Below are 15,670 nucleotides of genomic sequence, written 5' to 3'. Positions count from 1 at the left end.
TGTTGCCTTTTCAGGTGGAAACTATCTATTTTTACATCAAAAAAGACATCCAAGAGAGTTCTCTTAGATGCCAATAATTATTAATTAAATAATATTTATGAAACTTTTATTTAGTATTCAATATAAACACTTAAAATTTTATTGTGATTCATAGTAGGAAGTACAATAGATGATGATTCCGTATATATCTCTTTAGTTTCTTCTTTTAAATTTACAATTTCTATAATTTTGGGGATTTTTTTAAGGTTTAACTTTAAATTGTTTTCTATCTTATAATCACCATTATAGAATCTTAATATATAACCACTACGTTCTTCTGCTTTTTTTACAAGACTTAAAATACCATCACCTTCCAACTCAAAAATACAATATTTTTCAGGTAGATTTCTTTCAACATCAAACTGAGTAAATCTAAGGCGAGTATTAAGATAATCAGAATATTGATAGACTTGAATCTCTTTTAAATAATCACTGACTACTTGAGAAAGTCCGTAATCATTCATATTTCCTTCATAATAAATTACAGAAAATTCAAATTCCATTTTTTTATGACACTGAGCATCTGGAGTTTCTATAACTGTCTCTCCTGATGCTCTTCCTGGACGATACAGAAGATTTTCTTTTCCCATGAATCCATAAGTTCTAAATAAAGTTAATCTAATAGAGTTAAATTCATCTCCAATAATTTCGTATTCACGTACTCCTTTGGGTATGACTGCTACACCACGATCAACATTATCCAACGTAACAAATGATTGACAAGTTTCAATTGAAATTGGTACCTCATTCCATTTTTCTGGTTCTGCTTCCCAAAGTCCCATTTCTTTACGAACAACAGGACGTTTAATTGATCCAAACTGATGATCTGCTTTAGAAAATTTAGAAGCGATATCACTGTCAATCACAACGCACATTCTATGACTGTCAACAAAACGATTATCAACATTAAATTTAAATTCAATTATTGGAGAAGATTTTTTTAGAGTTATAGATAAAGATACTGGCAGTTGACTATTTCTCAATCCAATTGATCTATCGTCAAGATTACCTGGAACTATAAAATCATATTGCAACTCCATTCTCTTAATCAATTCCGATTCTTCCACGATGATTTTGGGTTTAAATTCTGAAGAACGTACTACTAAATCCTGTCGTGGTGGAGAATAATTAAATGAATCACCGTCATCTCCATTTTCCTCAATAATAGCTTGATTTTTATATATTTTTCCCGTTACCTTATCTAAAATATCAAGTGTATTATTTTTGTTAACATTAATTTTATAGAATTCATTTTCTATTTGAGTTTTATAACTTTCAACTGAACGTTTATGGGTATTCCCTTCTAAATCAAGATAAAAATTTTTATAACCAAATGCTGGAAGATTTTCGAAGTGAATGGCAATATGTACTTTATAAACCTTTTCCGGCTTATATGTATCCTTTGCAGAGTCCAGCACATTACCTTGTCCCAAAATGTAATCAGTTTGATCTTCAAATTTCGTAATAGTGTACTCATATTCATTGCCACTACTATCTTTAATTGAGAAATCTAATTGAGGCACATAAAAATCTGTCTCAACAACTCCACTTTTAGAACGACCAGACAGATTAAATGCTGTTGCAGTTATGTCGCTATCACAATTAATACGCATAACTATTTCTCGCATTTTTAACTCTGCTAAATTTTCTGCTAGATCTCGTGCTTGTTTATAGCGTAGATAAACATCTTCATTTGTAGTATCTGATACACACGAACCTATCGAATCATGAGCTGCGTTCTCAAACATCAGTTTCCATATCTCTTTAACTACCTCTACCGGATAATCAAATCCCATTGTGTTTGAGAGTGTGAGTAATGGTTCCAATATATTTACCAAATAATTTTGTACTTCTGTATTCAATTTCTTCAAATCTGAACGAGACGATGAGATAGACTTATGAATCCTCATTAATTTCCCATTCAACAATTCTCCAGCAATTTCCTCTAGATCAGGATGCTTTTCTTTAATAGATTTAATATAATTTTCATAATTAGAAATTTTAAATTTGAACTCATTTTTATATAGTTCACTCATTTGATTCAATAGTTCAACTAGGTTTTCTCTAGCAGGTGCTTGATCAAACCCATTTGGAAAAACAACTTGATTCGTGCTACTTCTATTCCAATTTTTTTTATAAGGATCCTTATGTAGATATTCTTTTAATTTCTCTATATCCTCTGGAATGTCTCCTCCAATATAATAACCTGATTGTATTTGGTAAGCATTAACTATACTTCCATCTTCACCTTTCCATCTGAACTCTGATTGTTTCACATCATCATCACTTACACCACGCCAAAATAATGTATCATCTATTCCAAATTCTTTATATATCTGTGGCATTGCCGCTGATTGTCCAAACGAATCTGGAACATATCCAACATTCATATATGGTCCAAATTTTTTACAAATATTCATACCATACAACAAATTACGTACAATACTTTCACCAGAAATAACCATTTGATCAGTTTGTGTATACCATGGTCCAATTATAAGTTTTCCTTCATGAACTAAATCTGATATTAAATCTTTATCTTCTGGACACCAAGCCAAATAATCATCCAATAGGGACGCTTGACCATCTAATGTATAGCTATCATATCCATTATTCTCTTTTAAAAGTCTAAGAATATTTTTAAAGTTATTCATTAAATAGATCTTTGAACGACTAGTTGTGAAATACCATTCTCTATCCCAATGAGAATGTGGAACAACGTGAACTGTTTTTTTCATATTATACCTTCTTTAACAAAAGGCACATATCTAGTGATACGTGCCAATAATAGTTTTCTATTCAAAACTAATTTCAATATCATCAACACTAATTTCTTCAGTTGAAGAAGTATCATTGAAGTTTACAAGCATTGGCGCAATTCCACCAATGAAAGCTGCACCAGCAAACAAACCAACTAAGTATGCCCAGCCATTACCGACTGTGAAGAAGCCATATACTCCACCAACTGGAGGCATCTTAGCGTACATTCCTAGCGCAATACCAATTGCTGAAGCTAGTGCACCACCAATCATATTGATTGGAACAAGTTTTAGTGGATTAACCATTGTAAATGGAATCGCACCTTCTGTAATCCCAATGAAGCCCATAACGTAATTATTTCGACTAGCATCAAGCAACTCTTCACTCATTTTATCTTTATGGAATAGAGAAGCAAAAGCATAACCCATAGGTACTGCACAAATAGCAACGTTAACAATAATTGCTGGTAAGTAAATTCCTTCAGCTAATAATACATTACCAGCCATCCATGATGCTTTATTAATAGGTCCTCCTAAATCAGAACCAATCATTGCTCCCATAATTAAAGCTAATACGACCTTATTTACATCATTAGCAATCATGTCTTTTATCCAACTTACTAAACCAGTATTAATTGCACCCAAAGGTCCCGCAAGGAATACACCCATAACAAGTGCTACAGACATAGTCGCAAATAATGGAAATACAATCAGTGGTAAAATTCCGTTATATTTTTCTGGAACTTTTACATGTTTCTTACACCAAACAACAACATAACCCGCAATAAAACCGGCAATCATAGCACCTAAAAATCCCGCGTTAGTTTTAGTAGCGACTGCTCCTCCGATAAGTCCTGCACCTAGAGCAGCTTTATCAGCTATTGAGTAAGCAATAAAACCAGCAAGAACCGTATTGATTAACCCGATACCAGTCCAACCAACTTGTTCAATTTGATATAAGTAATGTTCAAATCCTGCAGTTTCCGCAAATGGATCCAAACTAGTAATTCCCATAGCTAAAGCAATCATTTTAGGAATTGCCACTACTAATGAAGCACCAATAATCATAGGTAGAGCATAGCTAATTCCAGTCATTAAGTGACCCTTGGCCGTATTTAAGAATTTATTCATTTTGATTCTCCTTTACTTATTTAAAATCGCATCGGCACATTTTCTTAGAACAGCTTCTGGAGCTTTAATACATGTTGCTATATTTACACGAATTTGTTTTTTTCCATCAAACCGTTCTTGATCAACAACCTTTTGATCTGTCGCTAACAATACAAAATCCGCTTCTGAAATTTCTGTTTGTGTTAACTTATTTACTTGTCCTAATGAGCCTTGTTGCTCAATACGAACATCATAACCTAGTTTTACTCCAGCTTTCTCAAGTGCTTTAGCCGCCATTGGTGTATGGGCTAATCCTGCCGGACAAGACGTTACTCCTACAATTTTCATATCAAATCGCTCCTTCCATAGCTTTTGAAATAATATTTTTTAGTTCATCCACATTGGATGATTTTTTTACCAAATTAATAAAATCATCTTCCAATAATGAGGTTGCTATCCTGCTAATCATTTCCAAATGTAAAGTCCCTTCAAACCTACTCGGTACTAATAACGCAAATACATTAGAAACTGGTTGATCATCAAAAGTTTCCCATTCGATTGGAGATTTTAACTTTAGAAAAAACACTGTTGGTTGTGAAATTATCTCTGATTTAGCATGTGGTATTGCAAATGATTCTTGCAATCCAGTTGATACCTCTAATTCCCTATCTAAGAACGCTTGTACTAACTTCTCTTTATTTTCAATAATTTGTTTTTCAAATGCATATTTTGCTATGTATTCAAACAATTCATTTTTGTTTTTTACATCTACATTTAGAAGGATGTTGTCCTTTTTGAACTCCATTATTGGACCTCCTTGATTTCTATAAGTCAATATTACCATCGTTTTTTAACGTTGTCACTAACTCATTTTTCCAGTTTATTAATGAAAAATGTGCATCAAATATTTTAAAAATTTCAATTATATTTTGGAAAAAAACTAAAAATACTAAAATATTTAATTGTGATACAATATTATATAGTAGAAACAAAAATTGGAGGGATAGGATGACAATTTTAGATTATCAGAGGTTGGATAATATTTTAAATCTCTTAATTGAAAGAGATGATGCAATTTCAATCAATGAAATTAGTTCTTTCTGTCACGTTTCTGACCGCACTATTAGATCTGATATCAATACAATAAACGATTACATAACAGAAAATGGTGCTAAAATTATACTTCATAGGAAAAAAGGATACACCTTGGATTACCAGGATAGAGAGCTCTTTGAAAAATTTTGGTCTGATAAAGACTCTGGAACATTTCTATTCACTTCGTCAGAATCTAGACTAGCATATTTGGTCAGATTATTTTTAACAACTGATCATTATATTAGTCAAGATTATCTTCAATCAATCTTATTTATTAGTGTTAACACTCTATATAATGACTTTAGAGCATTAAAAACAAAATTCTCTCCATTCAATCTAAAATTACAAAATAAAAGTAATCTAGGTTACATGGTTGAAGGCAAAGAACAAGATATTCGTAATGCGATTATCAATTTGATTTTTCAGGAAAATTTAGATGACTATCTCATCCAAAACAAACAATTAGAAAAAGATATATGTTTTAACGTAAATTATGAGTTGTTTTCAAATCTATTTGATAAACATATTACAAACCATATAGAATTTGATTCAGATTATTTCAGAAGAAATATCTTCTCTACTCTGTTGTTGGCCATTAGCCGTATAAAATATAAAAAAAATATTACTACCTTTGATCAAGTATTTCAGTTGAATCCTGACTCCCTCAATATCATTAATAATTTTATAAATGATATTAAATCATCGTTCGAAATTGAAATTTCAGAAAACGAACTTAGATATATTTATTTATGTTTTGCAGAAAATCAACCTAGTGTCATTGATGACCATTCATTAAATGAAAATGATAATATTGCTCAAAGCATTGTAAACTCTATCAAATATACCCTATCAAATTCAACAGACTCAGTTTGGCCATACGATAAAATTCTTGAAAAAAATCTTTTAGAACATATTAAATTATTTTTAAAAATACAAACAATAGATGCCAATCGGAATAATCCCATTATAGAAACAATTAAAAAAAATTTCCCATATGCTTTTGATCTAGCAATACAATGTAGTCAAAATATAGTAACTGAATTCGATATTCATTTTTCTGAGGATGAAATTTCTTATATAGCACTTCATTTAGCTAATTCTATCGAACGTAATACTGATAATAGTACAAAACAATACACTTTAGCAATCATCTGTGGTAGTGGAAAAACTTTCAGTTCTATTATAGAAACAAAAATAAAAAGAAGATTTCTAAATAGATTTTCTTCTATAACAAAATTATCACTAGCTCATTTAGATAAGCAGACTAATATAAATTTTTTTGACTTAAAAATAACTACGGTTCCAATTAAGGATTCCAAAAAATCAGATTATATCTTTATAAATATTGATGATCTTGATTCATCTATGAAATTAATCGATTCAGCTTTGCATAATTTAGATAATTCATTGTTAGATAGTAATCTAATTTCAGAGGAATATTTCTTAACGGTTAATACTAAATTGTCAAAAATTGAATTATTAAATATTGTACACAATAAACTTCTTTCCAATGGAAAAGTTAAAAAGAATTTTTTAGATGATATTTTAGCTAGAGAAAATATTTCCTCAACTCTAATTTCTGACACAATTGCAATCCCTCATCCAATTGGCAATAGTGTTAAACAAAATGTTATTTTCCCAATCATTGCTCCTAAAGGAATTGACTGGGATGGAAAAAATGCTAAATTTGTTTTTGTGTTCGCTATTCAAAATAATAATAACAAGCAAATGGAATATATTTATGATCAATTATTAGATTTTATCAGCTCCGATGATTCACAAACAAAACTTTTAAAAGAACCAACTTACAATAATTTTATCAGTATATTTAAAACATTTGATAACACATAACTTTTATCAAACTAAAAATGACAAAAAGCATTTCGTAAACATCTTTATTCGAAATGCTTTTTTTGTAAAATCAAATGGATAGCAATATAACAATACATCAAAAATCAACGGGCTTTTCAATACATAAACAACCTAATTATTAGATTTCTATACCAGGGACATACTATCAATTCATTCTATTTATAATTCATTGAAAAATTAAGTGATGGTGGAAAAATGGTGGAAATTTTGGTGGAAACTATCGATATTTGCATTAAAAAAGACATCCAAGAGAATGCTCTTGAATGTCTGTAAACGTTGATATAATCGTATTGATTAACGTTTTGAGAATTTCTCTATTGAAAATCATAAATACTCAATCCTTACCATTCCCTTCCCATCAACATTTCCCAAAATGAAACTTCCATGAAAATGGACTAAAATCCATAATTTTGGATAAAATTGACACCAATTAACACCATAAAATAGACTAGTTACAAGTAGCTCAAAATAGATTGAGCTACTTTTTATCTACTGAATAGTGGTTGTTATGTAAACATCAAAACCTTTTATTACTCAAATTGACGAATAATAAAGATTGAATATTGTTAGTCTATGAATTATCCACCTGTTTTTCTAAATGGATTATTAAAACTGTATATTAAGCTCTAACTACTCAAAAATATTATTTTGAAAACTGATTTGTTACATTTTTCCGAATATCTCTTCTAAACTCTTTTCTATTTCTTTATGAACATAATCACTTAATGGTGTATTTCCACTAGAATTTCTTGAGAATAAAAGAGTTGAAAAATCACTACTACGACTAGAAACATCTTTAGGGACTCTGTTTAATGAGTGATAGCTTTGTAGTATTTCATCATATATTTTTTCATAACACTTACTTAAATCACCTAGCGATACTTCAATTAAATTTTTATCTCCGGAATATGCCACATGATAATAACCTATCCACGGATTTCTTTCATCATCCTTATAAGTGACCAGTAGTTTGTATGGCATATCTTGAATTTTCGAAAAATATCTATAAATATTTGGAAAGTTATATTTTACCATTTCCAAATAACTCGCCTCAGCGAAATTTAAAAATGTCTCAACTATTTTTATTTTTCTTTTTGTAGAATATAAGTTCATTACTAAGCCATTTGACTCTGAATATTCTCTATCACGATCAGGTATGACAAAACTTCTATAATCTACATCAGACTGCAGCAAAATAGTTATCAGTTTATTTAAACTAAACAGCTCTACTCCTTCAGAAGTAGTATAACTTGCAACCTCAGGACAATCTTGAAGGATTTCATCTATCCTTTTTCTAACATTTTTACTCATTAAAGATATTTCATCAATATCTTTAAGCCAAGGTAATTTATTTTTTATTTCTTTCAAAAGTTCACATAAAATATAATTACTTGCAGGTAATGATTTCTTTTCTAAAATAGTTTTCAGATTATCTTTAATAATATCTATTGCTATTTTTCTACCACTATCTCCTATAAGGCCGGATAATTCTAAGTTTGTACTACGCTGAACCATTTGAGTCGTTTTAAAAAAGATAGTAGCCTGATATTCTTGAATCGCTTGACTCAACAATTCAGCGCTGATAATTTTTACATCTGGAACGCCTTTGTCCACGATATCAAACCAATAATAAAGGGTGTTTTCTTCCATACCTCCAGCAATTCCTATTTTTGATTCCAATCTACAATTTTCCATGATAAATGGTTCAAATTGCTCTGATATAGAGGAGAAATAGTTTTCTACTATAAATTTATATGTTTTGAGAATCTCTGATAATATTCTTTCTACATTATCTTCCCTAGAGAAATCTGTAATCCCATTACTCCTCAATAAATCATTTTTAGAATTAACACATTCAACATAAAGAGGCAAGTTATGTTGTAGAATAAAATCTAAAAATTTATCCTGCTCTTCAATGGTTGAAAACAATCCAGAGATAAAAATGACTACTTCTCGCCATTCTTCATTATGGATAAGTTTTTCTAGAAGTGCTGTATCTGATGAAACTATTAGGTTATTTGTAATATAGTATGCAGCACAAAACTCCTTAAATAGCTTATGAGAAAAAGTAATTCTATCTGAAGTACTAAAAATTCCAAAATTTATAAAATAATCAATTAGATTTCTTTTATTTGGTGTAGAAACTGGATAAGCACTTATTATTTTATCTACTTCACTGTATGTAAAACTAGATTGATTAAAATTCTCGTAAGAAAATTTACCAAAAAGATTTAATGTTTCATGAAGGGATAATTCTGAATAACTATTTTTGTAGCGATAATTCTTTTCGAAATACTCTGTAAAAATTTGTGTTCTATTAAGCAACTCTTTATTCTGTCTATCAGTCAGAATAGTCTTACCAATTTTATACAATAAAGGGTTCCTAAACAGTTCAAGATATGCTTTAGGAAACTTGCTATACTCCCAAAGTCTAATTAAACTACTTTGAATTATACTATCGGAAAGATTTGTTAGAAAGAAACTCTTTTCTTCTCCAAGCTCATGATTATATCGATTATTTCGTGTTGTGAAAAAGAAAAAATTTTGATTATATTGTGTCATTAATTGATTTGCTTCAGAAAAAAATTTTAATCTCTTTCTCTCATCCACAATATCATCAATCCCGTCGAAGAACAATGCCAATTGATTATTAACAAATAGCTGATTAATGGCTTGTTTAGAGTTTCCTTCACAGAATGGTTCCATTTTCGATTGAATAATCTCGAATAATGTTCCTAAACTACCCCCATACTCTATTAATGGAACATAGACAGGAATTAATTGATAGGTAGAATATTTTGTACACAATTGATTTATTAGCTTAAAAGTTTCAAATGTTTTCCCAAATCCTGCTTCTCCTTTTAATACAACTTTATAATGTTGTAAAAGGATATCTAACGAGTCTTTCACCTTACTGTCTACTGTATCCTGAAATAGATAACGATCAAAATAGTCAGACTGAACAAATGAAGCACTAGACGTTTCTAACATGGTTTTAATATAGAGGTATATTCTAAAATTTCCATTTACAACCTGCTTTAACATTGCATTACTATCATCCACAGTCGCCGATATGTACTGTAACCGTCTGTCTAATCCATCAACAATCTCTCTAATAGTTCGACACAGTGCTTGTGATTCAGAAGTACCGATTTTATTAAGTTGTTTAAATATGACTTCAAAATATTTTTGAAGAATTTGTTTTAAATCCCCATCATATAGTTTATATTTAGGATATTTTTCAATAAACAAATTGATGTAAAAATCTACTGATTGATTTATTGTTTTCGATTGCAAAACATCTTGGTTAAGAAAATTTTTTATTATCTTTTCAAGAACATTTTGTTCAATTAAAAATCTATCAAAATCAAGATAATATATCCTATCTCCATATTTCTCTAATATCGAGACTTCGACTTCATTTTTTAGTTTTTTACTGAAAAGCTTCAGTCTTAACTTCCCAAATACTCCTCTAAAATAATTTCCTAGTTCTTCTATCAGTAAGTTTTCTATTAAAGAAATAACAAGCATACATAATCTCCTTCTATATTCGATAGTATTCCATGTAAGCATTATCCAATGCTTTTTTTAACATCTCAATTTTATCTCTGATACTAGTATTTTTAGATTTTTGATGAAGATATAAATCATCAACAGCATTTGAAACAATAGTTACTAAGCCAAGCGCCGATAAATGTTGTCCCATTTTCAACTGAAAATATCTCTCTTGATTTAAAACTTGCTCATTATAAAATTTACAATAAAAGTCTGATAGAAACATTTTTTCTAATTCTGGCATTTCACGAAAATCTTTAATAAATCTCTCTTTAAGTTTCTTAGTTTCTCCTTTTCTCCATCTCTCTAGTTTTTTTACGTTAAAATCATCATAATTAAAATATTTTCCAATAAAATCTTCAGGATTCAGATTATCTTTGTTGAATTGTTTATTAAGAATTTCAACAAAATTCTTTTTTATATATTGACTAACAATCTCATCTTTAAATGATTCAATTACTAACGATTCATGCTCAATCATAATTTCTCCTTGTCAATGACATTTTTTTAATAAAAAGTGTCGTTACACTCGTTTCTTTTTATGTTTGAATTTAAGTATAGAATATTTTAACAAAATGTTCAATCTAAAACGAAAGTAGATGTATTATGAAAACAAGCTAAGTTTGTCCAGCTCACGACATCAAACCGAGCAATCGAAAGGACTGATTTTCAGTTCATAAAATTATCACTGTTACTGTCACAGACGATTTCATCAACAGACAGTCAATCTATTATACTTGTGTTGGTTCCTATTTATATTAGGAAGGTTTTATATGAAACTAAAAATCGGACTTTACGAGAGTCCTAGAAAACTCGTAGAAGCTATTGCTAAAGAAACTTCTGTACCAGATACCATCACACCAATAGAGTTTTCAACTGGTGTGATAAATGAAGGAAAAGAAAGTGAATTCTTGTATGCTAATTTAACAGCTGTTGACTCCGAGTTGCGCGAAAAGTTCGAAAGCATTGGTCAGGAAGAACATTGCCCAACATTCAAGGTTAAATTAAGAGGATACAAAGGAGAAGATTTAACTCCTTTAATCGGTAAAGAACTCACCTTTACAGAGTATGAAGTTGCTTTTGTCTTTGACAAGTATAAGCAACCTATTGGTCTATCACTTGTTCTCGAACTATCTAGTATTTCAGTGATTTAAGAGGTTGCTCATGAAACAAATTAGGCAAATTATACAAAAAATCAATTCTCTGAAATGGTACTATCAGCTTGCTATTGTCCTAACTAGTATAGTTGCAATAATTCTATTAATTAAATTTCTACTTTGGATTGTTCCAATCATCGGAGTAATATTAATGCTTCTGTTTGTGTTAACTGACGGAGAAATTTTCCCTACAATGTGGGCAAGCTACAAACAAAGAAAACAAGTTCCGACCAATCCTTTATTTACAACAGTTTACCATTGGCTAACTGAACAAGGTGTCACAGATTTACCTGTTTCTACTTTACAGTTCGTACAAGGAGTTGAGTTTCCAGACCTCAATCAAGGATTATATTTCGTTCATATCGAAACAGAAATCACCAATGAATTACTTTGGAATTTTGAGACTAAGGTTAGACAAGCGGTTAAATTCATGTCTAACAGTTTAACAGATTGTGTGGTTAGTCGCTCTATGCGTGAGCCATTTCTCGCTATCAAGATTCGTTTAGTATCAGCTAATGAGATGATACTAATGCAAAAAACTCAAAAAGAAGAGGACTTCTAGCATGATAAAAAACATTTTTGAGGTCAACAACAGAGGTCATCCAATCTCTGTATCTGTTGATATAAACCGATTTTTTGCTTGGTTAATCGCGGGCCCCTCTGGTTCTGGGAAATCTACTTTTTTAAGAAGACTCCTAGGTCTCATTTCATTTCACGATATAGATGCTGAAGCTTACTTTTTGGACTTCAAAGCAGATGAAGAAATGTTTTCAATGACCAGCAATCATGTCGCAAGAGGCTTTGACTGTATAGAACTTTTTGAAATAGTCTACCAACGATTTGAAGCTAGACTGAGTAAGCAGGAAGAAAACTCCCATAATCTTTACTTGATTTTTGATGAATGGCAAGCTTTCCTCGCTTATATTGAGCAAACAGATAAGAAGAAACATAAAGATGTTTTATCAAAAATGTTGATGATGAACAGTCTTGGAAGAAGTTTAGGCTTGCGAATCATTTTATCTAGTCAACGTTTCTTGATGTCTGATTTGCCAGGTCGGTATAATTTCAACTGTATAATTTCATTGTCAACTAGTTTTCTCATGTCTACGAATAACAGGCAGCTTCTATTCCCAGATATGGAAAAAACCGAAGTCGTCGTAAAACCGCGAGGATATGGTTATTTCCAACTGGAGGGCGAATCTGTCAAGATGTTTCGGACAATTCAAGTAAAAGACGAAGAACGGTTAAGTCAACGGATGCAAGAGCTATTATCAAGATATAGTTAGCGCTTTTTCTGCTACACTTGTTTGGTGCGACAGTAAGCTTATTTTGAAGTTTCATCATCGGTTTAGCGTCGGCACGACATTACCAGCAGAAAAATGCCTATTCGCAAGGGCTTGAGGGGTGGAGATTTTTTAAGCGCAACGATGCCGAAGGCAAGAAGTGAAGCGCCAAAAAATACTACCCCGTCCCTTGTTGAATTGGCAAGCTTTCTCGGTTCGATGGGATATCATCGGGCAGGAGAGGCTGGGTTTGGGCAAAGCCCAAAGAGAAGATTTATTGGGGTTACTACGACCCCCAATAAATCAATAATCAATAATCAATAATCATAGGAAGAAGACAATATGCCAAAAGATAAACGTTCTAATAAATGGGCTTTTCTCATCTATCAAGAAAGTGCTCCAAAAAATTATTTAGACATTCTCGAAGAGTTACACATTCCATTTGTTCTTAGTCCTTGGCACGATAAGGACATTAACAGGGAAACTGGGGAATTTAAAAAAGTGCACAAGCACGGAGTCCTATTTTTTGAATCGCTAAAAAGTTATACCCAAGTATCAGAGCTTCTTACTGAGAAACTCAAAACACCTTCCCATGTTGAAGTTGTCATGTCACCGAAAGGTATGTACGATTATTTCATACATACAGACAACCCAGAAAAAACTTTATACAATATAGAGGATATTGAATCAGGTTGTGGATTCGAACTTGATAAGTTCCTGATTGAGCAAAATTCAAATTTATTTTTAGAAACTGTTATCGATGTCATTACCGATAATAATTTTACCGAGTTTGAAGACTTAGTTCACTACGCTAGAAATAAAGATATTTCACTACTGGGATTAATAATTGAACGAACCTACTTTTTTACAAAATTCTTAGATTCTAGACGTTATAATCCCCAAAACAACAAAAAAACCTCATCAGAAGATACTTTAGCGAGCAATTCTGACGAGGAAGCACAAAAGATATAATGGATATCTTTTGATAACTCCATTATAACATATATCATTGGAGAAATATTATGACACAATATCCACTACTCTTAACACGGCAACAAGCATCCGAATTATTGGGGATTGACCCAAAATCTTTCGATAAATATATTCGTAGCCATCCAGATTTTCAATGTTTCATGGTTGGGAAACAAGAACGCTATCTCCGTTCTAAACTGTTGAAATTCATTGAAAGTCACTGTGTATAGTCGCCAATGATTGATAAAAAGAGAGTTTTCATATATCCTATATATGACTAGTCTATTTTATCAATCATTTTTTCTAGAAAGGCTGATAAAATGGCAACAATAACAAAACGTGGAAACTCTTTCCGTGCAACTGTATCACTCTACAAGAAAGGGCAATATAAAAGAGAAACTAAAACATTCAATAACAAAAAAGATGCTGAACTATGGACATTAGAAATGGAGCTTGAAAAAGGGCGTGGAAAAAATATCGCTGAACGCTCTACCTTGTTTACCGATTTTTATCGAAATTGGGTTCATACGGTTAAGAAAAATGATGTACGTGAAGCTACCTTTATCAACTACAAGCGAACGCTCGTAGTTGTCGATAATCTTTTTGATAGCATTCAGCTTAAACATCTTGATGACCTTATCATGCAGAAGAAAATTGACCAATATGCTGAAAACCATTCTAAAAAGACGGTAAAAGAACTTGTCCTAAAAATTCGTGGCTCGCTGAAATATGCTTATGCTCGTGGTTTAATTAGTAATGACTTCGGTCATCTTCTGAAAGCAAAGGGGCAGGAACAACCTAAACGAAATATCCCACTCTCTATTACAGAGTTCAAAAAACTCAGGCAATATTGCCTGAACCATACGGAAGATGAATTTAATATTCTTGTCGCACTTGCTCTTGAAACAGGTGCCAGACGTGGAGAACTCTTAGGAATCAGGAAAGAGGATATTTTTGAGTATGGTGTTAAAATAAAACGTTCTATTAGTCCTACAAATGATGACACTCAACTCAAAACTAAATACTCCAAACGTGAGATTTCAATCAATAAAGACATACATGGAGCCATAACCAAACTTGCATACACAAAAAAAGATTATATCTTCGACTGGAATGGATTTAGGCAAGCCAGACAACTCCAACGCTTACTAAAGCAACTTGACCTAACCAAAACAACTTTTCACGGCTTACGTGATACTCATGCTTCTTTTCTATTTTCAAAAGATATTAGTCTTGATTATATTTCAAGACGTTTAGGGCACAATTCAATTTTGACAACTCAACAATATTATCTTGAATTAATGCCAGAAAAAAAACACCAGCAAGATGCCGATGCTTTAAGTCTCTTAAACGACTTATCACTATGATTAACACCAACTGACACCCGAAAGTGCCTGTAAGCATTGATATAATAAGGTTTTGATTAACGTTTTGAGAATTGTGATGCTTTACGAGCTTTCTTAAGACCTGGTTTCTTACGTTCTACCATACGGGCATCACGAGTAAGAAGTCCTGCGCGTTTCAATGAATCGCGGAAGTCTGGGTCTACTTGAAGAAGGGCACGAGCGATACCGTGACGGATAGCGCCTGATTGACCAGCGTAGCCACCACCATCAACGTTTACGAAAACGTCGTATTGACCAACTGTTGAAGTAACTGCGAATGGTTGGTTGATAACCAAACGAAGGTCAGCGTGTGGGATGTACTCTTCAACATCTTTTTTGTTTACAGTGATTTTACCAGTTCCTGGAACAAGGCGAACGCGTGCAACAGCGTTTTTACGACGTCCAGTACCTGCATATTGTGCTTGTGACATAGCTTATTTGTT

14 protein-coding genes are annotated in these 15,670 nt (G+C 31.7%); 7 read left to right on the top strand and 7 right to left on the bottom strand.

Annotated features, from left to right (window positions below):
• Nucleotides 1-110: 110 nt before the first annotated feature.
• From mngB to FFV08_01935, 4 genes are read right to left on the bottom strand one after another with little or no spacing between them, the layout of a single operon-like run.
• Nucleotides 111-2,777 carry a mannosylglycerate hydrolase gene (mngB, locus tag FFV08_01950; GenBank protein QLB51548.1) on the bottom strand — a complete coding sequence of 889 codons (2,667 nt, stop codon included), beginning with the start codon at nucleotides 2,775-2,777 and terminating at the stop codon, nucleotides 111-113.
• A 57-nt stretch (nucleotides 2,778-2,834) separates the two neighbouring features.
• Nucleotides 2,835-3,929, bottom strand: coding sequence for a PTS fructose transporter subunit IIC (locus tag FFV08_01945; protein ID QLB51547.1), 1,095 nt, complete (start codon nucleotides 3,927-3,929; stop codon nucleotides 2,835-2,837).
• A 12-nt stretch (nucleotides 3,930-3,941) separates the two neighbouring features.
• A complete protein-coding gene (locus FFV08_01940; protein ID QLB51546.1) occupies nucleotides 3,942-4,256 on the bottom strand; it encodes a PTS fructose transporter subunit IIB in 315 nt (104 codons plus the stop codon).
• A 1-nt stretch (nucleotide 4,257) separates the two neighbouring features.
• Nucleotides 4,258-4,713, bottom strand: coding sequence for a PTS sugar transporter subunit IIA (locus FFV08_01935; protein QLB51545.1), 456 nt, complete (start codon nucleotides 4,711-4,713; stop codon nucleotides 4,258-4,260).
• Nucleotides 4,714-4,916: 203 nt separating this feature from the next.
• On the opposite strand from FFV08_01935, the gene FFV08_01930 reads away from it, so the two are divergent.
• Nucleotides 4,917-6,854: a transcription antiterminator gene (locus FFV08_01930; protein QLB51544.1), complete on the top strand. Its 1,938-nt coding sequence runs from the start codon at nucleotides 4,917-4,919 to the stop codon at nucleotides 6,852-6,854.
• A 684-nt stretch (nucleotides 6,855-7,538) separates the two neighbouring features.
• Here FFV08_01930 and FFV08_01925 read toward each other — a convergent pair.
• Nucleotides 7,539-10,406 carry a hypothetical protein gene (locus FFV08_01925; protein ID QLB51543.1) on the bottom strand — a complete coding sequence of 956 codons (2,868 nt, stop codon included), beginning with the start codon at nucleotides 10,404-10,406 and terminating at the stop codon, nucleotides 7,539-7,541.
• A gap of 13 nt (nucleotides 10,407-10,419) precedes the next feature.
• Complete coding sequence (locus FFV08_01920; GenBank protein ID QLB51542.1) at nucleotides 10,420-10,911, bottom strand: hypothetical protein; 492 nt, start codon at nucleotides 10,909-10,911, stop codon at nucleotides 10,420-10,422.
• A 292-nt stretch (nucleotides 10,912-11,203) separates the two neighbouring features.
• Here FFV08_01920 and FFV08_01915 point away from each other — a divergent pair, with 292 nt between their 5' ends.
• The 6 genes from FFV08_01915 (at nucleotide 11,204) to FFV08_01890 (ending at nucleotide 15,209) form a co-directional block, all read left to right on the top strand.
• On the top strand, nucleotides 11,204-11,584 hold the full coding sequence (locus FFV08_01915) for a hypothetical protein (GenBank protein ID QLB51541.1): 381 nt from the start codon (nucleotides 11,204-11,206) through the stop codon (nucleotides 11,582-11,584).
• 10 nt (nucleotides 11,585-11,594) lie between these two features.
• Nucleotides 11,595-12,149, top strand: coding sequence for a hypothetical protein (locus FFV08_01910; GenBank protein QLB51540.1), 555 nt, complete (start codon nucleotides 11,595-11,597; stop codon nucleotides 12,147-12,149).
• Between the two features lies 1 nt (nucleotide 12,150).
• Complete coding sequence (locus tag FFV08_01905; GenBank protein QLB51539.1) at nucleotides 12,151-12,873, top strand: hypothetical protein; 723 nt, start codon at nucleotides 12,151-12,153, stop codon at nucleotides 12,871-12,873.
• A gap of 339 nt (nucleotides 12,874-13,212) precedes the next feature.
• On the top strand, nucleotides 13,213-13,842 hold the full coding sequence (locus FFV08_01900; GenBank protein ID QLB51538.1) for a Replication protein RepB: 630 nt from the start codon (nucleotides 13,213-13,215) through the stop codon (nucleotides 13,840-13,842).
• A 50-nt stretch (nucleotides 13,843-13,892) separates the two neighbouring features.
• A complete protein-coding gene (locus FFV08_01895; protein ID QLB51537.1) occupies nucleotides 13,893-14,072 on the top strand; it encodes a helix-turn-helix domain-containing protein in 180 nt (59 codons plus the stop codon).
• Nucleotides 14,073-14,162: 90 nt separating this feature from the next.
• Nucleotides 14,163-15,209 carry a site-specific integrase gene (locus FFV08_01890; protein ID QLB51536.1) on the top strand — a complete coding sequence of 349 codons (1,047 nt, stop codon included), beginning with the start codon at nucleotides 14,163-14,165 and terminating at the stop codon, nucleotides 15,207-15,209.
• Between the two features lie 56 nt (nucleotides 15,210-15,265).
• Here FFV08_01890 and rpsI read toward each other — a convergent pair whose 3' ends face one another.
• Nucleotides 15,266-15,658: a 30S ribosomal protein S9 gene (gene rpsI / locus FFV08_01885; GenBank protein ID QLB51535.1), complete on the bottom strand. Its 393-nt coding sequence runs from the start codon at nucleotides 15,656-15,658 to the stop codon at nucleotides 15,266-15,268.
• Between the last annotated feature and the right edge of the window lie 12 nt (nucleotides 15,659-15,670).

The organism is Streptococcus sanguinis, from assembly GCA_013378335.1.
In the GTDB taxonomy this organism is placed as follows: Bacteria; Bacillota; Bacilli; order Lactobacillales; family Streptococcaceae; genus Streptococcus; species Streptococcus sanguinis_I.
The sequence above is the reverse complement of the archived record's forward strand: the minus strand, read 5'-3'. Positions and strand labels throughout refer to the sequence as shown.

Excerpts from the sequence above, each read along its gene's own strand:
- mngB (QLB51548.1), bottom strand. The coding sequence starts at position 2,777 with ATGAAAAAAACAGTTCACGTTGTTCCACATTCTCATTGGGATAGAGAA.
- FFV08_01945 (QLB51547.1), bottom strand. The coding sequence starts at position 3,929 with ATGAATAAATTCTTAAATACGGCCAAGGGTCACTTAATGACTGGAATT.
- FFV08_01940 (QLB51546.1), bottom strand. The coding sequence starts at position 4,256 with ATGAAAATTGTAGGAGTAACGTCTTGTCCGGCAGGATTAGCCCATACA.
- FFV08_01935 (QLB51545.1), bottom strand. The coding sequence starts at position 4,713 with ATGGAGTTCAAAAAGGACAACATCCTTCTAAATGTAGATGTAAAAAAC.
- FFV08_01930 (QLB51544.1), top strand. The coding sequence starts at position 4,917 with ATGACAATTTTAGATTATCAGAGGTTGGATAATATTTTAAATCTCTTA.
- FFV08_01925 (QLB51543.1), bottom strand. The coding sequence starts at position 10,406 with ATGCTTGTTATTTCTTTAATAGAAAACTTACTGATAGAAGAACTAGGA.
- FFV08_01920 (QLB51542.1), bottom strand. The coding sequence starts at position 10,911 with ATGATTGAGCATGAATCGTTAGTAATTGAATCATTTAAAGATGAGATT.
- FFV08_01915 (QLB51541.1), top strand. The coding sequence starts at position 11,204 with ATGAAACTAAAAATCGGACTTTACGAGAGTCCTAGAAAACTCGTAGAA.
- FFV08_01910 (QLB51540.1), top strand. The coding sequence starts at position 11,595 with ATGAAACAAATTAGGCAAATTATACAAAAAATCAATTCTCTGAAATGG.
- FFV08_01905 (QLB51539.1), top strand. The coding sequence starts at position 12,151 with ATGATAAAAAACATTTTTGAGGTCAACAACAGAGGTCATCCAATCTCT.
- FFV08_01900 (QLB51538.1), top strand. The coding sequence starts at position 13,213 with ATGCCAAAAGATAAACGTTCTAATAAATGGGCTTTTCTCATCTATCAA.
- FFV08_01895 (QLB51537.1), top strand. The coding sequence starts at position 13,893 with ATGACACAATATCCACTACTCTTAACACGGCAACAAGCATCCGAATTA.
- FFV08_01890 (QLB51536.1), top strand. The coding sequence starts at position 14,163 with ATGGCAACAATAACAAAACGTGGAAACTCTTTCCGTGCAACTGTATCA.
- rpsI (QLB51535.1), bottom strand. The coding sequence starts at position 15,658 with ATGTCACAAGCACAATATGCAGGTACTGGACGTCGTAAAAACGCTGTT.